Origin of the sequence: Phytohabitans maris, assembly GCF_031085175.1 — a bacterium.
Classification (GTDB): Bacteria; Actinomycetota; Actinomycetes; order Mycobacteriales; family Micromonosporaceae; genus Phytohabitans; species Phytohabitans maris.
On record NZ_JAVHUY010000028.1, the window covers coordinates 104,176 to 129,155 of the forward strand.

At 74.7% G+C, this 24,980-nt stretch carries 21 protein-coding genes; 10 read left to right on the top strand and 11 right to left on the bottom strand.

Annotated elements, in window-relative coordinates; all coding sequences use genetic code 11:
* The first annotated feature begins 22 nt into the window (after window positions 1-22).
* Window positions 23-592, top strand: coding sequence for a hypothetical protein (locus RB614_RS27220; RefSeq protein WP_308715488.1), 570 nt, complete (start codon window positions 23-25; stop codon window positions 590-592).
* A gap of 68 nt (window positions 593-660) precedes the next feature.
* Here the strand turns inward: RB614_RS27220 and RB614_RS27225 are convergent, their stop codons facing one another.
* The 5 genes from RB614_RS27225 to RB614_RS27245 are packed head-to-tail and all read right to left on the bottom strand — an operon-like array spanning window position 661 to window position 5,673.
* Entirely contained in the window at window positions 661-1,923 is a 1,263-nt protein-coding gene (locus RB614_RS27225; protein ID WP_308715489.1) for a nucleotide sugar dehydrogenase, read from the bottom strand.
* Between the two features lie 39 nt (window positions 1,924-1,962).
* The gene (locus RB614_RS27230; RefSeq protein WP_308715490.1) at window positions 1,963-3,237 is read right to left on the bottom strand and encodes a glycosyltransferase family 4 protein; all 1,275 of its coding nucleotides are present in this window, start codon (window positions 3,235-3,237) and stop codon (window positions 1,963-1,965) included.
* Between the two features lie 35 nt (window positions 3,238-3,272).
* A complete protein-coding gene (locus RB614_RS27235; protein ID WP_308715491.1) occupies window positions 3,273-3,920 on the bottom strand; it encodes an acetyltransferase in 648 nt (215 codons plus the stop codon).
* Window positions 3,917-4,543, bottom strand: a complete 627-nt coding sequence (locus RB614_RS27240) for a sugar transferase (RefSeq protein WP_308715492.1) — start codon at window positions 4,541-4,543, stop codon at window positions 3,917-3,919. Before RB614_RS27240 ends, RB614_RS27235 begins: the two co-directional genes overlap by 4 nt.
* The gene (locus RB614_RS27245; RefSeq protein WP_308715493.1) at window positions 4,540-5,673 is read right to left on the bottom strand and encodes a DegT/DnrJ/EryC1/StrS family aminotransferase; all 1,134 of its coding nucleotides are present in this window, start codon (window positions 5,671-5,673) and stop codon (window positions 4,540-4,542) included. Before RB614_RS27245 ends, RB614_RS27240 begins: the two co-directional genes overlap by 4 nt.
* A gap of 48 nt (window positions 5,674-5,721) precedes the next feature.
* On the opposite strand from RB614_RS27245, the gene RB614_RS27250 reads away from it, so the two are divergent.
* Window positions 5,722-6,300, top strand: a complete 579-nt coding sequence (locus tag RB614_RS27250; RefSeq protein ID WP_308715494.1) for an arsenate reductase/protein-tyrosine-phosphatase family protein — start codon at window positions 5,722-5,724, stop codon at window positions 6,298-6,300.
* On the opposite strand, the gene RB614_RS27255 is transcribed toward RB614_RS27250, so the two are convergent.
* Both RB614_RS27255 and RB614_RS27260 read right to left on the bottom strand, forming a co-directional pair.
* Window positions 6,284-7,765, bottom strand: a complete 1,482-nt coding sequence (locus RB614_RS27255; protein ID WP_308715495.1) for a tyrosine-protein kinase domain-containing protein — start codon at window positions 7,763-7,765, stop codon at window positions 6,284-6,286. The two genes, RB614_RS27250 and RB614_RS27255, sit on opposite strands and share 17 nt — an antisense overlap.
* Before the next feature lie 83 nt (window positions 7,766-7,848).
* The gene (locus tag RB614_RS27260; protein ID WP_308715496.1) at window positions 7,849-9,681 is read right to left on the bottom strand and encodes a polysaccharide biosynthesis protein; all 1,833 of its coding nucleotides are present in this window, start codon (window positions 9,679-9,681) and stop codon (window positions 7,849-7,851) included.
* Window positions 9,682-10,382: 701 nt separating this feature from the next.
* On the opposite strand from RB614_RS27260, the gene RB614_RS27265 reads away from it, so the two are divergent.
* Window positions 10,383-11,597 carry a sigma-70 family RNA polymerase sigma factor gene (locus RB614_RS27265; RefSeq protein WP_308715497.1) on the top strand — a complete coding sequence of 405 codons (1,215 nt, stop codon included), beginning with the start codon at window positions 10,383-10,385 and terminating at the stop codon, window positions 11,595-11,597.
* On the opposite strand, the gene RB614_RS27270 is transcribed toward RB614_RS27265, so the two are convergent.
* Window positions 11,561-12,343: a hypothetical protein gene (locus RB614_RS27270; RefSeq protein ID WP_308715498.1), complete on the bottom strand. Its 783-nt coding sequence runs from the start codon at window positions 12,341-12,343 to the stop codon at window positions 11,561-11,563. The genes RB614_RS27265 and RB614_RS27270 overlap by 37 nt on opposite strands.
* A gap of 271 nt (window positions 12,344-12,614) precedes the next feature.
* Between RB614_RS27270 and RB614_RS27275 the strand changes: the two genes are divergently transcribed.
* From RB614_RS27275 to RB614_RS27285, 3 genes are all read left to right on the top strand, one after another.
* Window positions 12,615-13,259, top strand: a complete 645-nt coding sequence (locus tag RB614_RS27275; protein ID WP_308715499.1) for a class E sortase — start codon at window positions 12,615-12,617, stop codon at window positions 13,257-13,259.
* A gap of 70 nt (window positions 13,260-13,329) precedes the next feature.
* Window positions 13,330-14,226, top strand: a complete 897-nt coding sequence (locus RB614_RS27280; RefSeq protein ID WP_308715500.1) for a glycoside hydrolase family 16 protein — start codon at window positions 13,330-13,332, stop codon at window positions 14,224-14,226.
* The gene (locus tag RB614_RS27285) at window positions 14,210-15,016 is read left to right on the top strand and encodes a polysaccharide deacetylase family protein (protein WP_308715501.1); all 807 of its coding nucleotides are present in this window, start codon (window positions 14,210-14,212) and stop codon (window positions 15,014-15,016) included. Before RB614_RS27280 ends, RB614_RS27285 begins: the two co-directional genes overlap by 17 nt.
* Before the next feature lie 33 nt (window positions 15,017-15,049).
* On the opposite strand, the gene RB614_RS27290 is transcribed toward RB614_RS27285, so the two are convergent.
* Window positions 15,050-16,129 carry a cellulose-binding domain-containing protein gene (locus RB614_RS27290; protein WP_308715502.1) on the bottom strand — a complete coding sequence of 360 codons (1,080 nt, stop codon included), beginning with the start codon at window positions 16,127-16,129 and terminating at the stop codon, window positions 15,050-15,052.
* A gap of 183 nt (window positions 16,130-16,312) precedes the next feature.
* Between RB614_RS27290 and RB614_RS27295 the strand changes: the two genes are divergently transcribed.
* The 4 genes from RB614_RS27295 to chrA all read left to right on the top strand — a co-directional run bounded on the left by RB614_RS27295 (window position 16,313) and on the right by chrA (window position 22,830).
* Window positions 16,313-20,407 (top strand): SCO7613 C-terminal domain-containing membrane protein, encoded by a 4,095-nt coding sequence (locus RB614_RS27295; protein WP_308715503.1) that lies wholly within the window; start codon window positions 16,313-16,315, stop codon window positions 20,405-20,407.
* A gap of 181 nt (window positions 20,408-20,588) precedes the next feature.
* Window positions 20,589-21,299: an arsenate reductase/protein-tyrosine-phosphatase family protein gene (locus RB614_RS27300; protein WP_308715504.1), complete on the top strand. Its 711-nt coding sequence runs from the start codon at window positions 20,589-20,591 to the stop codon at window positions 21,297-21,299.
* Window positions 21,299-21,685, top strand: coding sequence for a VOC family protein (locus RB614_RS27305; protein ID WP_308715505.1), 387 nt, complete (start codon window positions 21,299-21,301; stop codon window positions 21,683-21,685). Before RB614_RS27300 ends, RB614_RS27305 begins: the two co-directional genes overlap by 1 nt.
* Window positions 21,682-22,830 (top strand): chromate efflux transporter, encoded by a 1,149-nt coding sequence (gene chrA / locus RB614_RS27310; protein ID WP_308715506.1) that lies wholly within the window; start codon window positions 21,682-21,684, stop codon window positions 22,828-22,830. The genes RB614_RS27305 and chrA overlap by 4 nt, the downstream gene beginning before the upstream one ends.
* Before the next feature lie 24 nt (window positions 22,831-22,854).
* On the opposite strand, the gene RB614_RS27315 is transcribed toward chrA, so the two are convergent.
* Together RB614_RS27315 and RB614_RS27320 are read right to left on the bottom strand one after the other, a co-directional pair.
* Window positions 22,855-23,646, bottom strand: a complete 792-nt coding sequence (locus RB614_RS27315; protein ID WP_308715507.1) for a class I SAM-dependent methyltransferase — start codon at window positions 23,644-23,646, stop codon at window positions 22,855-22,857.
* Between the two features lie 103 nt (window positions 23,647-23,749).
* The coding region (locus RB614_RS27320) for an NF041680 family putative transposase (RefSeq protein WP_308715508.1) at window positions 23,750-24,980 on the bottom strand (1,231 nt) is incomplete at its 5' end.

The window sequence follows — 24,980 nt, forward strand, 5'->3', positions numbered from 1 at the left end:
AGACAGCTAGAGGAGGAAGGAAATGAGGATCAGCAGAATTGCGATCCCCGTCGTGGCAGCGGTGTGCATGCTGTCGGCGGCCGTCCCGGCCGCCGCGCAGCCCTACCCACCGTCGTCACCGTCACTGGTGGTCTCGTCGGCGACCGTGTTCGCCGGCGAGGAGGTCGAGCTGACCGGACAGGGGTTCGGCGCCAACGAGGAGGTGGTCATCGACGTCAACTTCGGTGGCACCGGCGGCTCCGGCGGTGGCGGGGCGGTCGAGGCGGCACCCGTGGCCGAGGTACCGGCCGAGGTCGTGTCGCAGCGCCGCGCCCAGACCGTCACGGCCGATGGCCTCGGCGCCTTCACCACCACGGTGCGGCTCAACCAGGTCGGTACCGCGGTCATCACGGCCACCGGTTCGTCGACCGGGCGGACCGCGTCGGTCACGGTGACCGTGCTCGAACCCGGCACCATGCTGCCGGTCACGAGTACCAGCCGGTTCAACCTGACCACGATGGTCATCGCCGGCGGGGCGGCGCTGGCGCTCGGCGCGGTCCTGGTACTGCTCTCCGTGCTCCGGCGGCGCCGCATATCCGGCGCGCAGGTGTAGCCGTACGACCGGATAGCGACCGGGCCCCGGGACGACGTCCCGGGGCCCGGTTTCTGGTTACGCCGGCGTCACAGCACTTCGACGTTGCGCCCCGGCGGCAGCAGGTTGCGGGTGTCGAAGACCAGCGCCGCCTCGTCCAGCAGCTGGTAGTCCACGCCGTCGTGGTCGGTGAGCAGCACCACCGCGTCGGCGGCGCGCACCTGGGCGGCGTCGAGCGGCACGAGCGAGACGAACGGCGGCGCCTGCTCCGGGTCGACCATCGGGTCCACCACGCGCAGCTCGGCGCCGAGCCAGGCCAGGCGCTCGGCCACCCGTACCGCCGGCGACTCGCGGCAGTCGCTGCTGTTCTTCTTGTACGCCAGCCCGAGCAGCAGGATCCGCGCCCCCCGTACCGCCTTGCCGCGCCGGTTCAGCGCCTGGGTCAGCCGGTCGGCGACGTAGTGCGGCATCTGGTTGTTGATGTCGTTGGCCAGCTCGACGAAGCGGAACGAGGTGCCGAGCGAGCGCTTGACCTCCCAGGACAGGTACGACGGGTCCACCGGCAGGCAGTGCCCGCCGACCCCGGGCCCGGGCGTGAACCGCAGGTAACCGAACGGCTTGGTGGACGCCGCGTCGATCGCCTCCCAGACGTCGACGCCGAGCCGGTGCGCGGCGACCGCGAGCTCGTTGACCAGCGCGATGTTCACGTGCCGGAACGTGTTCTCCAGCAGCTTGGTCATCTCCGCCTCGCGGGTGCCGCGCACCGGGATGGTCTTGTCCACCAGCGTGTCGTAGAACCGCTGGACCTTCTCCCGGGACCGGCCGTCGATGCCGGACACGACCTTGGGGGTGGTGACGAACGACCACTGCTGGTTGCCCGGGTCGATCCGCTCCGGGCTGTACCCGAGCCGGAAGTCGTGCCCGGCGCGCAGCCCGCTGCCCGCCTCCAGCAGCGGCCGCACGATCTCCTCGGTCGTACCGGGATAGGTGGTCGACTCCAGGATCACCGTGGCGCCGGCGGTGAGGAACGGGGCGAGCGCCGTCACGGACCGCTCGACGAACCGAAGGTCCGGCGCGCCGTCGGTCAGCGGGGTCGGCACGGTGATCACCGCGTAGTCGAAGCCGGCGGCGTCCCGGTAGTCGGCGCTGGGCCGGTAGCGGCCGCTGGCCAGCGCCGCGGCGAGCGTCGCGCTCTCCACGTCCTCCACATAGGACCTGCCGGCCCGCAGGCGGGTCGACCGCCGCGGGTCGGTGTCCAGACCGACGACCCGGTATCCGACCTCGACCGCCCGCATGGCCAGCGGAAGGCCCACGTAACCCTGCCCGACAACCACCACTGTCTCATCGGTCATGTGCTCTTTCTTTCTCTCGTACGTCCGATGTGGACAAGGTCAGCGGCGCGGTCGGGACCGGGTGAGCCGGGTCGGCAGGCGCCCCGCGGCGGCCCGCTCGATCACGTCCGCGACCTCGGTCGCCGCCCGGCGGCGGTCGAAGTGGTACACCATCCGCTCGCGGGCCCGGTCGCGCCGGGCGGCCAGCCGGCCCCGGCGGAACTCGTCGTGCGCGGCGTCCAGCGCGATGCTGAGCATCTCGGCGTCGCCGGCCGGCACCAGCCAGCCCGTGGTGACGTCGATCGTCTCCGGCAGCCCGCCGGCGTCGCTGACGATGCAGGGCACGCCCATCGCGCTCGCCTCCAGGGCGGCGCCGTGGTTCTCCGACAGCGACGGGCTGACGCTGACGTCCGCGGCGGCGTAGTAGGGCCGTACGTCCGGCACCGAGGGGAGCCAGGAGATGGCCGGGTCGCCGTCCAGGCCGTAGCGCCGGACCAGCTCCAGCCGGTACCGCTCGGCGGCCGGGTCGAAGCCGGAGCCGACCAGCAGCAGCCGGGAGCGGGGGTTCTGGGCGTGGAACGCGCGCCAGGCGTCGAGCAGCACGGCGTGCCCCTTGATCCCCTGCGCGCGGTGCGCCAGGCGCTTGGGCGCGTAGACGTACGCCACCATGACGGCCAGGAACATGTCCCGGTCCACGCCGAGATCCGCGCGGACGGCGGCCCGCGTCCCCGGCGGGAGCGGGGCGAACGACTCGACGTCCACCCCGTAGGGCACCGCCGGCGTACGCGAGCGCGGCCGGCCCAGCCGCCGGTAGAGCTTCGCGGTGTGGTCGCTGCCGCAGATGGTGACGGTGTCGAGGCGGACCAGCGCGCGCTCGGCGATCCGGACCAGCCGGGACTCCAGCGGCAGCGGCCCGGCCACCATGTGCGCCCGGCACAGCCCCATGCCGGCGGTGGCGAGGCGGGCGGCCAGCGCCGACGCGTACAGGTGGTAGTGGATGACGTCGGGGCGCAGGTCACGCAGCTGCCGGCGGAGCCCGAGCAGGCCGCGCAGCGTCCGGAGCGTGGGCCAGAACCGGAAGCCGAACGGGGAGTCGACCACCCGTACGCCGCGCGCCGTCAACGCCTCCCGCAGCCGCCCCTCGGCCGGCGGCAGGACCGCGATCACCTCGTGGCCGCGGGAGCGCAGCTCGTCGACGTGCGGCACCGTCCACAGGCCGCCCTCGCTGGTCTTGAGCACGAGGGCGATACGCAGCCGCCGGGTCTCGCCCGGCTCGCCCGCGGTGACGGTCTCGGTCTCGATCGTGGTCGTGGTCGCCTCGCTCGGCGCGGTCACCAGGGCTGCTCCCTCGGATTGGACGATCGGTGGGGTCATCGGGCCGGCACGCCCTTGACGACGGCGTTGGCCGGTACGTCGCGCGTCACGCAGGCGCCGGCGCCGACCGTCGACCAGGCGCCCACGTGCAGCCCCTGCAGGACGGCCGCGGTGGTGCCGACCAGTACGCCGGTCTCCAGGTGGCAGTCGCCGGAGACGGCGGCCAGCGGGTGCACCGCGACGTAGTCGGCCAGCACGCTGTCGTGGCCGACCGTGGCGTTCTGGTTGACGTGCGCGTGCCGGCCCAGTGTCACGTTCGTGGTGATCCGCGCGCCGGCGAACACGACCACGCCCTCGGAGATCGCGGCGTCGCCGCCGACGGTCGCCGCGGGATGGATCAGGCGGGCGGCCGGCAGCCGGTAGCCGGCCAGGCGCCGGTCGATGTCGGCGCGGACCCGCGGGGTGCCGACGCCGATCACGTAGTGGGTCTGCGGGTCCATGCCGCCCAGGCACTCCAGCGGGCCCAGGTACGGCACGGCGAGCCGGTCCAGCCGGTCCCGGTTCACAGTGGACGGAGAGTCGTCGACGGCGCCGGCGACCCGCCACGGCGGCTTCCCGCCGGCGGCCTCGTTGACCGCTTGGACGATGGTGAGCAGTTCCCGGCCGTGACCGCCGCAGCCCACGATGACGAGGGGTGTGCTCACGCGTGCTCCTCCGCCCGGCCGGCCGGGGGACCGGCGTACTCCGGCGCGGTGGCGCAGCCCGGCGCCCGCACGCCCGTACCGGTCAGCACCACCGGTACGGTGCGGACCAGGATCCACAGGTCCAGGGCGAGCGAGCGGTGGTCCACGTACCAGGTGTCGAGGGCGAACTTGTCCGCCCAGGGCAGCGCGTTGCGGCCGCTGATCTGGGCCAGCCCGGTGATCCCCGGGCGGACCTCGTGGCGGCGCCACTGCTCGGCCGTGTACCGGCGCAGGTAGTCCATCAGCAGCGGGCGCGGCCCGACCAGGCTCATCTCGCCGCGCAGGACGTTCCAGAGGGTGGGCAGCTCGTCCAGGCTCAGCGCGCGCAGCACCCGGCCGGCCGGGGTGAGCCGCTGCGCGTCGGACAGCAGCCCGCGCCGCTCGTCCACGTCCCGCATCGTGCGAAACTTCACCAGCGTGAACGGCCGCCCGGCCATCCCGGGCCGGACCTGGCGAAACAGCACCGGCCGGCCGATCGCCGAGCGGACCACCACCGCGACGGCCGCCAGCAGCGGCAGGCTGAGCAGGAGCAGGAACGCCGCGGTCACGATGTCGACGCCTCTTTTGACGTGGTCGTATCTCATCGCCGTACCTCCAGGAAGTGTCCGATCAGGTCGGTCACCCGGTCGACCTGCGCGTCGGTCAGGCTGGACCCGCTCGGCAGGGTGAGACCGTGGGTGAAGAGCCGCTCGCCGGCGCCGGTGATGGCCCCCCGCGCGCCGGCGAAGACCGGCTGCAGGTGCATCGGCTTCCACACCGGCCGGGTCTCGACGTCGTGCCGGGCCAGCTCGGCGCGGAGGTCGTCGGCGTGCCAGCCGGCGTTCCGCGGGTCCACCACGATGACGGTGAGCCAGCAGTTCGAGCCGCTGTCGTCGGCGCCGAGGACGGTGACGCCGGCGGCCGGGGCGAAGAGCTTGCGGTACCGCTCGCGCAGCGACCGCCGGCGCGCCACCATGCCGTCCAGGCGGGCGAGCTGGGCCCGGCCGAGCGCGGCGAGCAGGTTGCTCAGCCGGTAGTTGTAGCCGATCTCGGTGTGCTCGTAGTGCGGCACCGGCTGCCGCGCCTGGGTCGACAGGTACCGGCAGCGGGCGGCCAGCGCCGGCGCGTCGGTCAGCAGCATGCCGCCGCCGGAGGTGGTCATTATCTTGTTGCCGTTGAACGACACCGCGGCCGCCTGCCCGAACGAGCCGGCCCGCCGCCCGCCGTGCGCCGCGCCGAGCGCCTCCGCCGCGTCCTCGAGCACCGGCACGCCGTACCGCTCGCAGACCGGCAGCAGGGCCGTGTAGTCCGCGCAGGCGCCGAAGAGGTCGACCGGTACCACCGCGCCGATCGGCCGCCTTTCCCGGCGCAGCCGGCCGAGCAGGTCGTCGAGGAGGCCGACGTCGAGGTTTCCGGTCGCCGGGTCGCTGTCGACGAAGACCGGCTCGGCGCCGGTGTAGACGACCGCGTTCGCCGTGGCCGCGAACGTCAGCGTGGGCAGGACCACCGCCTGCCCGCCGCCGGCGCCGAGCGCGAGCAGTGCCAGGTGCAGCGCGGCGGTGCCGGAGCTGACCCCGACCGCGCAGGCCACGCCGACCCGCTCGGCCAGCTCGCGCTCGAACGCGTCGAGGTCCGGCCCGGCCGGCGCGACCCAGCCGGAGCGGAGCGCACGCACCACGTACGCCTCCTCCAGCTGGGTCACGTCCGGCGCGGACAGGTGGATCCGGCCGGTCACCGGAGCGGCTCCGTACCGGCGCCGGCCCGGGCGCTAGCCTGGTGCGCGATGGCACAGCCGAACGACGCCTTCCAGACCCTCTTCGTCTGCCACGCCAACCTCTGCCGCTCGCCGATGGCGGAGCGGCTCGCCGGTGTGCGGGCCGCCCGGGCCGAGGGGCTCGCGGTGGCCAGCGCCGGTACGCACGCGCAGCCGGGGCGGCGGATGCACCCGTACACCGAGCAGGTCCTGGCCGAGCTCGGCGCGGCACCGGACGGGTTCCGCAGCCAGCCGGCGACCGCGCCCCTGCTGGCGGGCTCGCAGCTGGTGCTCACCGCCACCCGGCGGCAGCGCGCGCACTGCGTCTCGCTCGCCCCGGCGACGGTCCGGCGGACCTTCACGCTGCGGCAGTTCGCCCGGCTCGCCGCGACGGTCGACCGCGACCGGCTGGCCGGCCTGCCCGCCGCCGCCCGGGCCCGGGCGCTGGTCGACGAGGTGGCCGCCGCCCGGGGCACCGCGCAGCCGGTCCCGCCCGACGACGACGACCTGCTCGACCCGGTCGGCCAGCCGGTGGAGAGCTTCCGGACCTGTTCGCGCACGGTCACCGCCGCGCTGGACGTGGTGTTCGGCCTCATCGTGCCGACCTGACCCGCTCCGCCACGTCGCCGACCTTCTCCGCGGCGTTTCCGACCTTCTCCGTGGCGTTCTCGGTGGAGCGGGCGACGGGCGGCGCGGCCGTGACCTCGACCCGGTCCAGCCGCGGCCGGGCGTCCGGCCCGTGCGACTGGTAGTAGTAGTCCTCGTTGCGGGTCGGCGGCGTCATGTTGAGCACGAAGCCGAGCAGCCGGGCGTCCACCGCGGCCAGCGCCCGCACCGCGGTCGCGACCTGCGGGCGGGTGGTGCGGCCGCAGCGGACCACCACGAGCGCGCCGTCGGCCCGGACCGTCGCCACGGCGGCGTCGGTCACCGGCAGCAGCGGCGGGGTGTCGATGATGACGATGTCGAACCGTTCGCGCATCCGGTCCAGCAGGTCGACCAGCGCCTGGGAGCCGAGCAGCTCGCTCGGGTTGGGCGGCAGCGCCCCGCTGGGCAGCACCCACAGGTCGTGCTTTCCCCACCGCTGCAGCACGTCGTCGATCTCGGCGTGGCCGGCCAGCACGTTGGACAGGCCGATGGCGCCCTCGAGGCCGAGGTACTCGGCGACCCGGGGCCGGCGCATGTCCGCCTCCACCAGCAGGACCCGCCGGCCGCCCTCGGCGAACATGATGGCCAGGTTGGCGGCCGTGGCCGACTTGCCCTCGTCCGGCACCGAGCTGGTGACCACGATGGACCGGGCGGCCCGGTCGACGTCGACGAACTGCAGGTTGGTACGGAGCTGGCGCAGCGCCTCGGCCCGCACGGAGCGCCGCTGGTCGGCGACGATGAGCGGGCTCTGCCGGGCGGCCGCGTCGAACGGGATGGTGCCCAGCAGCGGCGCCGGCGTCACCTCGCGCAGCGAGTCGGCGCCGCGGACCGTGGTGTCCAGGACGTCGCGGAGCACCGCCGCGGCGGCGCCGAGCACCAGGCCGACGAGCAGGGCCACCGTGTAGTTGCGCACCGGCCGCGGCGCCACCGGCGTGCTCTGCAGGGTCGGGCCGGAGACCACCGCCACCTTGACCGACGAGGTGCTGCGCCCCGGCGGCGTCTCCAGCTCCTCGACCAGCGCGGTGAACTCGCTGGCCACCGCGTCGGCGACCGCGCGGGAACGGTCGCCGTCCCGGTCCGTCACCGTGGAGCGCAGCAGCACCGTGCCGGGTACCGCCTTGGCGCTGATCCGCGACTGCACCTCGGCGGCGCTGAGCCCGTGCCCGGCCCGGCCGGCCACCGCCCGCGCCAGCCGGTCGCTGGTCAGCAGGTCCGTGTACGACTTGACCCGCTGCTGGGAGAAGAGCTCACCCTGGTACGCGTCGGCCACGCCCTGGTTGGCGGTGGTGACGAAGAACGTCGTCGAGGTGGCGTACCGCGCCGGTGTCAGGGCGGTCACCAGCGCCGCCACGCCCGCCGCGGCCGCGACGGCGAGCAGTACGAACCACCACCGCTTGCGAACGGCGTGGAGGTAGTCGCGAAGGTCCATGTGTGTCAGCTCCTGGGATCGGCGCGTGCCTCGGGTCCGAGACACGGTTCTCTGGTACCGGCGGTATGTGGGCGGTGCCCCCGTCAGGCCTCGGTCGCCACCCGCTCGCGCAGGCGGCAGAGGTCGGCCAGTTCGGCGGCGAGGGCGTCGCGGCTGGCGAAGATGTTCAGCAGCCGTACGTCGGACGGGTCGAGCGGCGGCACCGACACGTGCGAGATCAGCGGGTGCAGGGGGCGGCTGTCCTGTTCGTCCTGGCCGAACAGCTGCTCGTCGAGCTTCTCGCCCGGGCGCAGTCCGGTGTAGACGATCTCGATCGGCTCGTGCGCCTGCTCGGCCATCTGCCGCGCGACGTCGGAGATCCGTACCGGCTTGCCCATGTCGAGCACCAGCGCCTCGCCGGGGCGGCCGATCACGGCGGCCTGGATGACCAGCTGGACGGCCTCCTGGACGGTCATGAAGTAGCGGGTGACGTCCGGGTGGGTGACCGTGATCGGGCCGCCGGCCGCCATCTGCGCGCTGAACGCGGTGAGCACCGAGCCGCGGCTGCCCAGCACGTTGCCGAAGCGCACGCTGAGGAAGTTCTGGCCGCTGAGCGCCGCCGCGTGCGCGGTGAGCCGTTCGGTGACCCGCTTGGAGTAGCCCAGCACGCTGACCGGGTTGGCGGCCTTGTCGGTGGAGATGTTGACGAAGGTGTCCACCCCGGCGCACGCCTCCAGCAGGTCCAGCGTTCCCCAGATGTTGCTCTTGACCGCCTCGGCCGGGTTCCGTTCCAGCAGGGTCAGGTGCTTGAGCGCCGCCGCGTGGAAGACCACCTGGGGCTGCCGGTCGGCGATGATGGCCCGGACCCGGTCCCGGTCGCGCAGGTCGGCGAGGATGAGCTCGGGGCTGTCGAGCAGCGCCCGGCCGTGCAGGGCGAGCTGGGTGGCGTGCAGCGCCGACTCGTCCCGGTCCAGCATCATCAGCTCGCGCGGCCCGAACCGGTGGATCTGCCGGCACAGCTCCGACCCGATCGACCCGCCGGCGCCGGTCACCAGGACCCGCTTGCCGCGCAGGTGGCCGGCGATGGACTCGATGTCGGTCTCGATCTGGCGCCGGCCCAGCAGGTCGCTGGGGCGGGGCTCGCGCACGTCGGCGACCCGGATCCGCCCGTCCAGCAGCTCGGCCACCGACGGCACCACCTTGAACCGGGCGCCGGCCGCCAGCGTCAGGCCGCGGATCTCCCGGACGAGCTGGGCGTTGGCGTTGGCGACGGAGAAGACCACGACGGAGGCGCCGGTCCGGGCGACGGCCTCGGCGAGGTGGTCGCGGCCGCCGAGCACGCCGACGCCGTACAGCTGCAGGTTGCGCTTGAGCGGGTCGTCGTCGAGCAGCCCGACCGGCAGGTACCGGCTGTGCCGGTCGCGCAGCATCGCGCCGATCAGCTCCCGGCAGGCGCCGCCCGCCCCGAACAGCAGCACCGGGACCCGGTCGCTGGGCACCGGCGGCGGCGCGGTGCGTTCGCGCCGTACCCGCCGCCAGTAGCGGGCCCCGAACATGACCGTCAGGGCCAGCGAGCCGCCGACCAGCGGGGTGCTGAGGTGCAGGTGCCCGCCGGGGATCGACAGGCCGGTGACGGTGAGCAGGAAAGCGGTGAGGAGGACCGTCGCGGCGACCGCGCGGACCTCCTCGAAGCTGCCGAACCAGTACCGGCCCCGGTAGAGATGGTGGAAGTGGCCGATCAGGGCCTGTAGCACGGCCGCCAGCAGTGCCAGCAGGATCGCGGTGCGCAGCCGCGTCGACGGGACCGAGAGCTCGTACCGGGCGTAGGTCGCGGTGAGGATGCCGACCCCCCAGGCCGAGGCGTCGATCGCCAGGGGTATCAGTGTCGTTCGTATCGTCCGAACCGGTTGGCGTTTGAGCCCATCTTGTGATGACACAGAAACCCCCGTTCTGAGTGGATCACTCTGTCTCGCGTGGGGCGGCGTGATCCGGGGCCGCCCCGCACGGCTCCGCTGCTCACCGGAGGTGAGCTCGGCTCGGACGACCAGCCCGGGCGGTCGTCAGCTTCGGATGGCGCGTGGCGAACGTGGGCAGCCGGTACACGGGGGGAGTAGCCGGCTGGCCCGGGTGCACCACCACACAGGACGCCGAGGCAGGCCGCCGGGGGTCGGGCGGCACGGGGGTGGCCGAGCCGGAGAAGGCGGCTCGGCCTCGCGAGGCGGTGTGTCGTCGTCCGCATGCCGCCAGCCGTTACCGGGTGTCCACGCTGGACGCCACAGTGGGTCCGCCGCCGCCGATGAACAAGCGCGGACGCGGATAGGGACAGCACCGGCTCTCCACCTCGCTGACGCGGACCCCGGGGCACGTGCGCACGCCTGGTACGCCGACGGGCGGTCCGACGGCCTGGGGGTCGCATATTTTCGGTATGTAGTGGTTGTCCCCTTTCTCACGAACGACCGACCCATCCGTGACGCGAAGAACCCAACGATCTGAGAAATTAGGTACGAAATAAGCGGATGAAGCGTGTTTCTCAACGTGATCTACGGGATTGTTGTAAACCATGAAGCTTGTACCCGCTCGCCGCGGCGGCGTGCATCGGCAGCGTCCACTTTCCTCGATCGCTGGCAGGACCCTCCCCATGACCACGACATCGACGTTCGAAGACCAACCTGATGCCGATCTCGTCGCGGCCGCTCGGGCCGGCGACTCCGAGGCGTTCGCGGAGCTGTTCCGCCGCCACCGGACCGCCACCTACCGCGCGGCGGCCGCCTACGCCACCAACCCGGCCGAGCGGGACGACCTGGTCGCCGAGAGCTTCACCCGCCTGCTGACGTGTATCCGGTCGGGGCGCGGCCCGGAGGGCGCGATCATGCCGTACCTGAACCGCATGCTCCGCAACATGGCCATCGACCGGTGGCGGCTGGACCGCGTCGTCGTGCCCTGCGAGCACCCGCCGGAGCGGGAGCCGCACTACGACGAGGACGGTGTCGTCGCGGCCGAGCAGGCGGCCCTGGTCGCCCAGGCCTTCGCCCGGCTGCCGAAGCGCTGGCAGGACGTGCTCTGGTACACCGAGGTCGACCAGGAGCCGCCGGCCCGGGTCGCGCCGCTGCTCGGGATCACCCCCAACGCCGTCGCCGCCCTGGCGTACCGGGCGCGGGAAGGGCTCCGCCAGGCGTACCTGCAGCTGCACACGCCGGCGCAGGAGAGCGACGAGGGGTGCCGCACCGCGCTGCCGCACCTCGGCGCCTGGATCCGCGGCGGCCTCTCCCCGCGCACCGAGACGAGGGTCGGCCGGCACCTGGAGGGCTGCGGGCGGTGCCGTACCGCCATGGGCGAGCTGGCGATGGTCAACGCGGAGATCAGCGGGGGTTCCGAGCGACCGGAGTGGCGGCGGGAGAGCCGGCCGGTCGGCACCGAGCGGCCGCCGGGAACCGGGCGTGCGGCGCCCGCGCCGGCCTTCGTACCGGCGCGGGCCGCGGGCGATCCCGGTCCGGAGCCGGTCCGGAGCGGCACCGGGGTCGGGATCGGGGATGCCGGACGCGCGCGCAACGGCCACGCGGAGGCCTCCGCGGCGCTGGCCCGCGCCGCGCTGGCGCCCACCGGCGCCGGGCCGGTGGCCCAGGAGAGCCCGGCGGGCGTGACCGTGGTCGCCGTCCGCTCCACGCCGGCCGTGGCCGACCGCGGGCCGGTGACAAAGACCGGCGGCCAGAAGCGGACGTTGCCGCTGCGCGCGAAGGCGCGGCCGGCGAGAGGGGACGCCGCCCGCGGCGTGGCGCGCCTCGTCGCGGCCGGTGAGGTGCGCGCCCGGCGGCGCGGCTATCCGGGCGGCGTCCCGCCGGAGCCGGTCACATGATCGCCTCGGCAGGGCACCGGCGGCCCGGCGTGGCTCCGCTCGGCCACCAGGTCGGCGAGGTCCGCGAGGGTCGGCGGGAACGGCGCGGCCGTCACCCGCGCGCGCACGCAGCCGCCCAGCGCCGCGTCGACCCGCGCGGCCAGCCGGTCCAGCCGATCCCGGGGCGGGGCCGACGGGCACAGCGCCACGATCGCGTACCCGCCCACCCGGGCGGCGGTCTCGCCGGCGTCGAAGAACGTGGACGCCGCCTCGGCGACCGCCAGCCGGGCCGCCAGATGGTTGGGCGTGCAGGCGGCCCGCGGCCAGTCCAGGACGACCAGCGCCTCGTGCGGCCGGACGCCGGACGCGGCCGACCAGCGGTAGATCTCGTCGGCGCGGCGGACGAGGTGGGCGTCCGTGGCGAGGCCGGTCAACGGGTCCTGGCACGGCTGGCCGGGGCGGTGCACGGCGGCCCGCTGCCAGCCGAGCGCGGCCAGCCGGGCGATGGTGAACGGGTCCTCGACCGGCCGCCCGCGCGACCTGAGCACCGACAGGAACGCCTCCACGTCGCGCAGCGTCTCGTCCAGCCCGCACCCGAGCTCGGCCCGCTGCTCGGCCAGCGCGAGGACGTCGTGGGCGCTCGGGTCGCCCGCGCCGGTGGCACGGATGATCGTGTCAACGGCCGGGAGATGCCACGCGGCGATGTCCGTCCACCCGGTCCGGATCGTGGCTGACAGCCAGTCGGAACGCCATTGGAGCTGTGCCATCCGGTCCGGCGGTCCGTGCCGGCCGGCCTCGTCCGGGCCCGACCGGCTTGGTTCCTTCGGCGTGGGAAGCCGCATCTCTGGCCTTAGTAGATGGTGTCGGTAATGGATGAGTTCACGTATTGCATGCACAAATTAGCAGAGGTCACGCAAAGCTCGTCCCCTGGACGCGCGACGTCGGAGCGATCGTCGGGCAATCGTGTCCGACCGTATGGGTGTTGATTTCGTGCGGCCTCGGATCTCGTCTGGTATAAGCGTTCGCGGGTTCCTCAGGGTGCTCGGCGAGATCCTGATCACGCTGAGCGTGGTGCTGCTGCTCTTCGTCGCGTACGAGTTCTGGGGCACCGCCGCCGTCACCAACGGTGAGCAGCACGACCTCGACCGCCAGCTCAGCCAGGAGTGGAGCCACCCGCCCGCCCCGGACGGCTCGCCGCCCCCCGCCCCGACGAAGGCTCCCCGGCCGCCCGCGCCGGGCGCGGCGATAGCGCGCCTCTACATCCCGGCCCTGGACCGGCGGTGGGTCGTCGTCGAAGGGATCGGCCAGCGCCAGCTGCGGCACGCACCGGGCCACTACCCGGGCACCGCGATGCCGGGCGGGATCGGCAACTTCGCCGTCGCCGGCCACCGTACGACGGCCCTCTTCTGGAGCCTGGACGACGTGCGCCCGGGGGACGCGGTCGTGGTCGAGACCCAGGGCGCCTGGTACGTCTACCGGGTCGTGCGCAGCCGGGTGGTCAAGCCGAACGACGTCTGGGTGGTCGCGCCGGTGCCCGAGCGGACCCGCGCCCAGCCCACGACCGCGATGCTCACGCTCACCACCTGCAACCCCCGGTTCGACAACTACGAACGCCTCGTCGTGCATGCCGAACTGGTACGCGAGCAGCCCAGCTCGGCCGGAAAGCCGTCTGAGCTGCGGTAGCGGTGGGGCGCCAGCCGGACGACGTAGACTGGTTAGCCATGTTTGCTCAGCATATGTACCAGTTGATGTGGTGTCGGTAGGCGCGCGGGCGGTGCTGGCCTTCGCCTGCGTCGTCTCCGTCGGCGCGGTGGCCTATCTGACCTTCGTCGCGCCGTTCGCGCCGGCCGGCACCGGGCCGGGTGGCGGGAAGGCGTCGCCACGCTGGGTGACCGGCACAGCCGCGACGCCCGGGGCGTCGCCGAGCGGGGGGAGGAACCCGATCGTGGTCGATCCGGGAGGGGTGGCGATGCCGCGCGGCGATCTGCCCGGCTGGCGGCTCAGCTTCGCCGACGACTTCAGCGGGGTGGCGCTGGACGAGCGCTGGTTCGCCTACGACGGGCAGCCGGACAACGACCCGGGCGGGTGGTTCGACCCCAGCCACGTGTCGGTCGGCGGTGGCCTGCTGACCATCGGCGGGTGGCGCGAGCCGGCGCGGCGCGACCTGTACGTCACCGGCGGCGTCTCCAACCGCAACGCCGTCACCCAGACGTACGGCCGCTTCGACGTGCGGTTCCGGATGGACCAGGGCACGGGGATCGCGTACGCGCTGCTGCTCTGGCCGGCCGACAACAAGTACCCGCCGGAGATCGACTTCGCCGAGGACAACGGGCGGGACCGGCGCACCATGTACGCCTCGGTGCACGCCGCCGACGGCAGCGAGCCGGAGGGGAGCAGCGTGCGCGGCGACTTCACGCAGTGGCACACGGCGAGTCTGGAGTGGACGCCCGGCCGGCTGGTGTTCGGCCTCGACGGGCGGGTCTGGCACACGATCACCGGGGCGCAGGTGCCGTCCGAGCCGATGGCGCTGGCCCTGCAGAGCCAGGCATGGTACTGCGGCCACGGCTGGGAGGCCTGCCCGGACGCCACCACGCCGGAGCGGGTGAACCTGCAGGTCGACTGGGTGGTGTCGTATGCCTACGACCGGTGACGGCGGGTTGCCGGTGCTGATGTACCACTCGGTCTCCGCCGCGCAGGACGGGCCGCTGCGCTCCCTCGCCGTCCCGCCGGAGCGGCTGCGCGAGCAGCTGGCCGCGCTCGGCGACGCCGGGTACGCCCTGCTCGGCCTCACCGACGCGCTCGCCCGCGTCGGCACCGACCCGGCCACGCCGGTGGTGGCGGTGACCTTCGACGACGGGTACCGCAACCTGCTCACCCACGGCGTCGACGTGCTGCGCGACCTCGGCGCCGGCGCGACCCTCTACATGTCGGCCGGGCACGCGGGAAAGCCGGCCGGCTGGATGGCCGGCGGTGACCGCTTCGGGCCGCTGCTGACCTGGTCCGAGCTGCGCGACGTGGCGGCGGCCGGCGTCGAGATCGGCAACCACTCGCTGGTGCACCACCCGCTGGACGTGCTCCCCGCGCCCGTGCTGGAGCGCGAGGTGCGGGACAGCGCCGACCTGCTGCGCCAGCGCACGCAGCTGCCGGTGCGCTCGTTCGCCTACCCGCACGGCTACAACGACGCGCGGGTGCGGGCGGCGGTCGCCCGCCACGGGCACGTCACCGCCTGCGAGGTGGGGCGCCGGATCTGCCGGCCGGGTCGCGACCGGGCGCTGAGCATGCCCCGGCTGCAACCGACCCCGGACCACAGCGGCGCCGACCTGCTGCGCCTGGTCCGCACCGGTGGCGGCCGGCTGGAACCGGCGCTCAAGCGCGCCGCCCAGCCCGGCTGGCGCGTGGTCCGGCGGGTGGGTCGCCGGCTCGGTCGAAACCTCACCTGACCGGGTCCGACGACCGCACCCGCGGGTGTCCACTCAGGACAGGAACGCGCCGTACGGGCCGCTCAGGATCCGGTCCTTCTGCGCCTGGCTGAAGTGCGTGTTCGGGTAGTCGTAGAACGACGCCGACATCGGCGTGCCGTCGGTCGAGGTGGAGTCGGGCAGGCCGAACGCGTGGCCGAGCTCGTGCACCATGCCGCCGTACCAGCGGTTCATCGGGCCGTTGATCCCCGCGCCGCCGTCGGCGTCGTGACCGCTGAGGATCACCCAGCCGCCGCCACCGCCGCCACCGGAGCAGGACGCCTCGGCGCTGATCTCACCCACGTTGATCCAGCGCGGGTCCGGGGCGCGCAGCGACAGCTTGCGCATCAGCTCCTGCTGCATGTTGAAGACCACCCACCAGTAGCACTCGTTGCCGTTCGGGGTGTTCTCGTACCAGGAGCGCGGGTGGTCGCCGTTGACCACCTCGACGACCGGGTTGTTGAGCGTGAACGTCCGGCCCAGCTCCTGCCGGTAGTAGCGCTGCGCCTCGCGCATCACGTTCGCGATGCCGTCCGGGTACCGCTGGTCGTACGCGACGTCGGTTGGCTTGAGCCAGTACACCCGCACGGTCCGCTCCGGCGGCACGCCGGGCGGCGCGGTGGTGGGTGGCGTGGTGGTCGGCGCGACGGTCGGGGAGCCGGTGGGGCCGACCGCCCCGGTGCACGTCACACCGTTGAGCGTGAAGCTCGCCGGCACCGGGTTGGCGGAGTTGTTCCAGCCGCCGTTGAAGCCGAACGTGGCGCTGCCGTTCGTGGCCAGGCTCCCGTTCCAGCCGGCGTTGACCGCGGTGACCGCGCTTCCGCTCTGCGTCACGGCGGCGTTCCAGGCCTGGCTCACGCTCTGCCCGGCCGTGAAGGACCACCGCAGCGTCCAGCCGGAGATCGGGTCGCCGAGGTTGGTGACCGCGACGTTCGCGGTGAAACCCCCAGACCATTGAGAGCTGACCGTGTACGCGACGCGGCAGCCCGCCGCGGCGGCGTACCCGGTGGTGGCGGTGGCGGCGGCCGCGGTGACCGCGAGCGCGGCGGTCAGGGCGGCGGCGAAGAGCCGGGGGCGGAATGGTCGGCGGTGCATGCTCGTCTCCTCCGGGGGGAATGGCCGGCGGATGCCCGCCGGCGCGGCAGGATGCCGTCACGTCCCGCCCGGTGACGCGAAGCGACCAGGGCAGATGATTCCGCTTCGTTCGACGCATGTCAATACGTTGGACTGAGTACGGGAACTCTGTGCCGGCTGGAGGCGCGTTGGCACGATGCGCCTATGACCACGTACCCGTGCCCCGTGTGCGGAGCGCCCGCGGACCTGGCCGCCGGGTGCGGCGGCTGCGGGCGCGCGCCCGACCCGCGGGCGGCCGAGGTGGTGCGCCTCAACGCCGACCTCGCGGCGCTGGCACCGCGGCTGCGGGCCGCGCTGGACGCGTACCACGCCGTGGCGGCCGAGTTCGAGACCACGCGGCGGCGCCGGGACGAGCTGGCGGGCCGGGTACGGCAGGCGGCGCTCCAGGCGCGCGGTCCCGGGGTGCCGCCGGTGGTCCCGCCGCCCGCGGCCCCGCCGGCCGCTCCGCCGGCGACACTCCGGCCCGAGGCGCGGCCGGTCGCGGTGCAAAACCTCCTCTTCGTACTCGGCGGCCTGCTCGTCGGGGCGGCGGCGGTCGTGTTCACCGGGGTGGCCTGGGCGACGTACGGGGCGGTCGGCCGCTCGGTCGCGCTCGGCGTGGTCACGCTCCTCGCGCTCGCCGTGCCGCCGCTGGCCGCGCGGCGGGGGCTGCGGGCCACGGCGGAGACGTTCGCCGCGATCGCGATGCTGCTGGTGGTCCTCGACGGGTACGGCGCCTGGTACGTCGACCTCTTCGGCCTCGGCGCGGTACCCGGCGCCGGCTACGCGGCCGGGGTCTGCGCGGTCACCGCCGCGGCCGGCCTCGGGTACGGCCTGGCGACCGGCCTGACCGCGCCCCGGCTGGCCGCGCTCGTAGCCATCCAGCCGGTGCCACCTCTGCTCGCCGCCGAGTGGCACGCCGGCGTACCCGGCTGGTCCCTCGCCTTCACCGCGGTCGCCGTCGCGAACCTCGCGGTCGCCCGCGCCGCCCACCGGGAGGCCCGGCTCGCGGCGTGGACGCTGTACGGGTGCGCACAGGTGCTCTCGGGGGTGTGCGCCCTCGCCGCCCTCCTGCAGCCGGGCCCGCTCGACTGGCCGGCCCTGGCCGGCGTGCCCGCGCTGCTCTCCGCGGCCACCCTGCTCGCGGCGGCCCGCCTCGCCGGCCCGGCACCGCTGCGCGGACCCGCGGCCGCGGTCGCCACCCTGGCCGCCGGGGGTGCGATAGTCCGCCCACTCGCGGAGCTCACCCCGTCGCTCCTGCTCGTGACCGCCGCCGCGACGGTGCTGTCGCTCGGGATCGCCGCCCACCTCGCCCGCCCGGCGCTCGCGCGCGAACCGTCACCGTCCGCCCCACCGCCCACCCAGCCCGCCTCGCCGTCCGCGCCCCCTGGCCCGGCGGCGGCGCGGCCTGATCAAGCGGCGGCGCGGTCCGAGGGGGAGGCGCGGCCTGAGCCTGCGGTGGCGCGGCTTGAAGGTGATGCGCGGCCTGAGCCGGCGGTGGCGCGGTCCGAGGGGGAGGCGCGGCCCGAGTCGTCGGTGGCGTGGCCTGGCGGAGAGGCGGCGCGGCGGGGAGCGCGGAGGCCGGTCGCGCGGGGGGCGGTGGCGCGCGGGCCGGAGGCGGTCGGCGTGTGGGTCGGTGCCGTGGTGGCGGTGGCGCTGCTCGCGCCGTTCGCGGTGGGGATGGCCGCGGTCGACGCGGTCGCCACCCTGGTGGCGTCGCTGCCGGTGTGGCGGGGCGGGTCGGGTGCGGGGGCGCCGTTCGACTGGCAGGTGCCGGTGGCGGTGGCGCTCGGCACGGCGGCGCTGGCACTCGCGGTCCGGCCCGCCTGGCGCCGGGGCGTGGCCGTGTGGGGTGGCGCGGTCGCGCTGTTGGGGCTGCCGGCGCCGTGGTGGGCGCTGCTGCCGCTCGAGCTCGCCGCCGCCGCGGTGCTCGCGCTCGCGCTGTCCCGGCGGATGCCGGCGGTGGCCGGTCCGGTCGCTGCCGTGCTCGCCGCCCACGGGTTGGCGGTGAGCCTGGTCCGGCCCTGGTCGGCCACCGCGACGCTGGGCGCGCTCGCCGCGATCGGCGCGGCCGCGCTGGCCACCGGCAGCCGTCCCTCCACGGCACCCGAGACCGCTGCGGGCGTCCGGCGCCCCGCCGGTGGTGGCGCTGCGTCGTGGGAAGGCGCCGGCGGTGCCGGCCGTGGGACCGCTGGGCATCAGGCCCGTGGCGCGGCCGCGTCGCGGGAAAGGGCGGGTGGCGCCGGAGGCGAGGCCGCGGGTGTCGGGCGCCGCGTCGGTGGTGAGGCCGCGTCGCGCGAAGGCGCCGGCCGTGGGGGCGCTGGCCGTCAGGCCGGTGGTGATGCCCGGGCGGGGGCCGGCGCCAGCGGGCGCGGGACGGTGCGCGTAGGGCGCGATGTCGGGGAGCGGGAAGGGGGCGGCGCCGCCGGACGTGGGGAGGACGCCGGCGGGTGGGGCGGTAGCGTGCGGCCGGGGCGTGGGGCGGAGGTCGTGCGGTGGGTGGCCTTCGCGGTGGGGCTCGTGGCGTGGCCGGCCGGTGCGGCGTGTGCGGTCTTCGCGGCGGGCGTGGAGCAGCCGTGGCCGGCCCGCGCGGGGCTTGCCGTCGCCGCGCTGCTCCTGTTGCCGGTCGCGGTGCTGGGCGGCCGTCCGTACACGGTCGCCGCCCTGGCTGTCGCGGTCACCGGGGCCACGCTCTGGCCGGACCTCGCGGGCGCCGGCGACCCGACCGGTCTCTACCCGGGGCTGGGGCTGCTCGTGCTGGCCGCCGGGTACCGGTCGGTGCGCCCCGCAGGCCGGGTAACCCTGGCGGTCGCGGCGAGCATGCACACGCTCGTGCTGCTGACCGTCCTCATTCCACTGTCCTATGTGCTCCTGGTCGAGCCCTATCGGTGGCTGGCTTCGGTCTGGAGCGGAGCGCCCGACCACATCGGACATGATCTGCCGCCGGGTGGGCCGGCCGCCGTGCTGCTCGTGGCGGCGAGTCTGGCGCTGGTCGGGCGCTACGGCGCGGCCACGCTCACCGGGCTGTTCGGTGCGGTCGCGGTCGCCGCCGCCGCTGGCGTGCCCTGGCCGGTGGTGCCCGCCGCTCCGCTCGCGCTGGGCACCGGGGCCGTGCTGGCGGTCACGCTCCGAAGCGGCGGCCGCTGGTACGGCGTACCCGTGGGGTGTCTGATGGCCGCGCCCGGACTCGCCGGTCTGTTGCCGACGGAGGCCGCCACCCTCGCCGGTCTGGGCTTCGTGGTCGTGGCCGCGGCGGTCGTCGGCGTGGCCGGCGCGACGGCGGCCGCGCGGACCGCTGGGTGGCTCGCGGGCGCCGCGGCGGGCGGCGCCTTCGCGATCGCGGCCACGCTCGCGTCCGGGCTGCCGCTGGCGCGGGCCGCCTACCCGCTGCTCGCGGTGGCCGCGCTGGCCCTCGGGCTCGCCGCCCTGCTCCGCCCGCGAACGGCGTCCGCCGCACGGCCCGCGGAGGGCGACCCGCCCGCGAGGGAGGCCGCGCCACGGCGCGCGCAGGGCGCCCTGCCCGCGACGGACGCCGCGACACAGCCCGCGAAAGGCGCCGCGCTGGCGGGCATGGGCACAGCGGGTGCCGCAGGGGAGCGGAGGAGAGGGGCCGAGCGGGTCGCCCTGGACGCCGCCGCCTATGCCGTCGCCGTCCTCGCGTTGCTGCTCACGGTCGCGGACGCGCGGCACGCCGCCGCCGTCTGCACGCTCTGGGCGGCCGCCGTCGCCGCGCGGGCGGTGGCGCCGGGGGAGACCGCCCGCCGCCGGCTCGCTCTGGTCGCCGGCGGGAGCGTACTGCTGGCCTGGTGGCTGCTGCTCACCGCGGAGCGGGTCGCGGTGACCGAGGCGTACACGGTGCCGGCCGCCCTCCTTGCGCTCGCCGCCGGCTGTCTCGCCCTGCGCGCGCGGCCGGGGATCGGCAGCTGGGTCGGGTACGGGCCGGGGCTGGCCGTCGCGCTCCTGCCCAGCCTCGCCTCGGTCCTGGTCGCCGACGGGCAGGGGGTACGCCGCCTGCTGCTCGGCCTCGGCGCGCTGCTCGCCGTGCTGGCCGGCGCCCACGAGAAGCGGCAGGCGCCGCTCGTGGTGGGTGGCGTGGTGCTGGTCGTGGTGGCGGTGCACGAGGTCCTGGTCTGGGACCTGCTGCCCCGCTGGGCGTACCTGGCGATCGGCGGCCTGGTGCTGATCGCGGTCGCGATGACGTACGAGCGCCGCCTGCGAGACCTCCGCCGGCTGCGCGGCGCCATCGCCCGCATGACCTGAGCCGCCGGACCCCCGGCTAGGAGAGCTTCGGAGTCGGGGTGATGGCCGTGATCGAGGCTCCCCTCAAGTCGCTAGAACGACTTGAGGGGAGCTTCGATCACAGCCGTGGGGAGAAGCCGGCAGCGGGGAGAAGCCAGCCCCGGCTAGATCTATAAAACTGATTTGATGTATTGTCCGTCGTATGGGCGAGCCGCCGGTGTTCCTCGGGCTGGCCGGGCACCCGGTGCGGTGGCGGCTGCTGACCGCGCTGGCCCGCGGCGACCGGCAGGTGCACGAGCTGACCGCGCTGGTCGGCGAGCCGCAGAGCCTCGTCTCGTACCACCTGGGCAAGCTGCGCGCCGCGGGCCTGGTCGTCGTGCGGCGCAGCGCGGCCGACGGCCGGGTGGCGTTCTACGCGCTCGACCTGGCCCGCTGCGGCGACCTGCTCACGGCGGCCGGCGCCGCCCTGCATCCGGGGCTCGCGCTGGTGCCGCCACCGCCGCCCGGTGCCGCTTCACCGGGCGCTGTCCTCTTCCTGTGTACCGGCAACAGTGCCCGCTCCCAGATGGCCGAGGCGCTGCTGCGGCGGGCCCGGCCGGAGCTGACCGTGGTGAGCGCCGGCAGCCACCCCAAGCCCCTGCATCCGTACGCGGTGCGGGTGATGGCCGAGCGCGGGATCGACCTGTCCGGGCGGCGCAGCAAGCACCTGGACGAGTTCACCGGTGACCGGTTCGGGCACGTGGTCACGCTCTGCGACCGGGTCCGGCTGGTCGCGCCCGACTTCCCGGGTGAGCCGGAGCGGGTGCACTGGAGCATCCCCGACCCGGCCCGCGCGGAGGAGGGGCTGGCCGGGTTCGCCCGTACGGCCGACGAGCTGAGCGTCCGGATCCACTATCTACTGTGGAGGTTTTGATGTCCTCGCCCGACGACGGCGACGTCTACGTCCGTTACCTGGTCGACGACGTGTCCGCCGCGATCGACTTCTACACCACGCACCTGGGCTTCACGGTGAAGACGAGGTTCCCACCCTTCGCCGACGTGGCCCTCGGCCACCTGCGGCTGCTGCTCTCCGGTCCGGACAGCTCGGCCGGGCGTACGCTGCCGGACGGCCGCACGCCGGGGCCGGGCGGGTGGAACCGCATCCACCTGCGCGTGCCCGACATCGCCGCCGAGGTGGCCCGGCTCCGCGCGGCCGGCCTGACGTTCCGCAGCGACATCGTCAGCGGCCCGGGCGGCCAGCAGATCGTGCTGGACGACCCGGCCGGCAACCCCGTCGAGCTCTTCCAGCCCGCCGCGTGAGCGAGGCGGGGCTCGCCACCGTCCTGAGGGAGTGGGGACGGATCGGATGCATCGGGTTCGGCGGGCCGCCGACCCACATCGCGCTGCTGCGCGAGCTCTGCGTGGAGCGGCGGAAGTGGCTGGACGCCAAGGCTTTCGAGGACGCGGTGGCCGCCTGCAACCTGCTGCCCGGCCCGGCCTCGACCCAGCTGGCCATCTTCTGCGCCTGGCACGTGCGGGGGCGGCTCGGCGCGGTGGTCGGCGGGCTCGCGTTCATCGTGCCGGGGCTGGTGGCGATCCTCGCGCTCGCCGCGCTCTTCCTGGCCGGCTCGCCGCCGCTGTGGGTGGCGGGTGCGGGCGCCGGTGCGGGCGCGGCGGTGGCGGCGGTGGCACTGCACGCGGGTACCGGCCTGATCGCGCCGAGCTGGAAGCGCGCCGCCCAGCGCTGGCGGTGGATCGCCTACGTGCTGGTCGGGCTGGCCGGGGCCGCGACCGTCGGGCCGTGGCTGGTGCTGCTCCTGCTCGCCTGCGGCGCCGCCGAGGTGGCCGTGCGGCGGGTCCGGCGGCGGGCCGGCGACACCGCGGCCGTACACCTCTCCCCGCTGCTCGCCCTGGCCGGGATCGGCGGCGGTGTGCTGCTGCCGCTGGCCTGGGTGGCGCTCAAGGTCGGCGCACTCTCGTACGGCGGCGGCTTCGTCATCATCCCGCTGATGCAGTCGGACGCGGTGCACCGGTACGGGTGGATGACCGACGGCCAGTTCCTCAACGCGGTCGCGCTCGGCCAGATCACCCCCGGCCCGGTCGTGCACACGGTCGCCGTGGTCGGCTTCGCGGCCGCCGGCGTGGGCGGTGGGCTGCTGGCGGCGGCGGTGGCGTTCAGCCCGTCGTTCGCGTTCGTCCTGCTCGGCGCGGACCGCTTCGACCGGCTGCGGGGCAACCTGGACGTGCGCGCGTTCCTCGACGGGGCCGGCCCGGCCGCGATCGGCTCGATCCTCGGCTCGGCCGTACCGCTCGCCGCGGCTCTCACCGAGTGGTGGCAGTACGCGGTCACCGCCGGCGCGGCCCTCCTGCTGTTCGCCACCCGCCGGGGCGTGGTCACCACCCTGCTCTGCGCCGCGGCCGCCGGCGTCGTCGTGGCCCTGGCCGGCGGCCCGCTGCCGCGGTGACCGGCGAGCGCGCTGAGCCGCCGCTCAGTCGAGCCGGCGGGCCCTCGTGGCGAAGTACCCGGGCAGCCACCCGGCGGTCGCGTCGGAGTGGTGCGGCGCCTCGCTGAACCCGGTGATGGCGAACCCGGCGGCGATCTGACCGCCGATCTGCTCGGTGAGCGTGTGGCTGTACTCGATCGGCGCGTCGGCGCCCCAGGCGCGCTCCCGCTCGCCGGGCTCCAGGTGGGTGAGGTCGCTGTACGGCAGGCGGTGCCGCACGACCAGCTCGCCGCGGGTGTCCAGCACGTGCGCGTCGAAGAGGAAGACGTCCGGGTTGACGAAGCCGGACAGCAGCGTCCCGCCCGGGCGCAGCACCCGGTGGCACTCCCGCCACACCGGGGCGAGCTCGGGGATGAAGAGGTTGGAGACCGGGTGGACGACCAGGTCGAACGACCCGTCCGGAAACGCGCCGAGGTCGCGGGCGTCGCCGAGCACGGTGCGGATGTCGAGCCCTTCGCGCGCGGCGACCAGCTCGTCCTGCGCCAGCTGGCGGGGCGAGTTGTCGAAGACGGTCACCCTGGCGCCGGCCGCCGCGAGCACCGGACCCTGCTGGCCGCCGCCGGAGGCGAGGCAGAGCACGTCGCACCCGGCGAGGTCCGCGGGAAACCAGGTCGGGTCGACCGTCTGGTACCCGATGAGGACGATCGACCACTCGCCGGCCCGCGCCTTCGCGACCACCTCGGGGGTGACCGGCCGCGACCACTCGTTGCCCTTCTCCACCTGGCGGTCCCAGGCGCGGCGGTTGTGCGCGACGGGGTCCACGGCGCTCTCACTCATGCGCGCATGCTAGGGCCAGCCGGCCGGGTGATCAAAGCTCCTTTCACGCCGTTCTAACGACTTGGCGGGAGCTTCGATCACGGACGGCGGGCTAGCTTGATCTTTAACCTGTGTGGTGGCGTCGGGGATTGGTTGATTTCTTCGTCTTGGGTTTCGGTTTCCCGGCTTCGCCGGTGGTGGCGGTGTGTACGTCGTAGCGGCGGGTGGGTTGGTCGTTGCGGCGGCCGGGTGGCCGGCCGGGTCCTGGCCGGGCGGGTTTCGGTGCGCTGGCGGGGCAGGCGAGGTTCGTGCGTAGGTGCCGAAACCCGCGCCGGACACGGGCGGGGGTGAGGCGTTCGGGCGGTGCGGGTTGTTCCCATGGGCGGCGCAGGTCGACGGCGAGGGGACGGGCTAGCCGTAGTTGGGTGTAGGCGGCGATGGTCAGCCAGGTCCAGCGGTCGGCGGCTTGTGGGGTGCGTAGTCTGGGCGTGGTCCAGCCGAGGGTCTGTTTGAACAGCCGGAACATGTGCTCGATGTCGAAACGGCGTAGGAACGCCTGCCAGAGCAGGTCCACGGTGACCGGGTCCGGGTCGTGGCCGGGACCGCCGCGCGACCACCACAGCCAGACTGGTTTGGCGGTAGCGCCGGAGGGCAGCCGGGTCACGTCGAGGCGGATCACCGTGCCGTGCAGGATCGGTAGGACGGGACAGTCGGCCCAGGCGGCGCGGCGGGTCAGCTTCGGGTGCAGCCGGTACCAGGCCCGGGCGGTCGCGGTGCCGTAGAGGCGGGTCTGGGTCGTGGTGGTCACGTCGGGCTCGCCCCAGCTGGCCGGGTCGGCGAAGCCGAACTCACGGCCGTGACGCAGCGGCCGGCCGGGGGTACCCGGCAGGCGCACCGGTGCCGGGCGGCGCAGCACCCGGTCCGACCGCATCCGCGCCAGGACCTGAACCGGCAGATCCCGCAACAGCCAAGCCAGCCGGGCCGCGTCGTAGCCGGCGTCGACCACCAGCCACATGTCGAGGTCACCGACACGCCACTGTCCGGCGTCGATGAGCCGGGTCACCACGTCGCGTACCTGAGCAGCGGTGACCACGGCCAGATCCGCGCCCGGCGCGAGCCGGATCATGTCCAGCGGCGCGGTCCATGAGGTGCGCCCAGTCTCCAGCGCGGCCACGAACGAGTACGGCCAGCCCGGGATCATGATGTGCTGATCCTTGCCCCGCCCGTAGGTATGACACAGCATCCGCTCCGGCGACGTGTGTGCTTCCGGACGCAGCCAACTGGTGACATCGGCCGCCAACACGATCCGGCCGTCGGCCGCACGCGGCACCGGCACGCCGGCCAACGCCCGACGA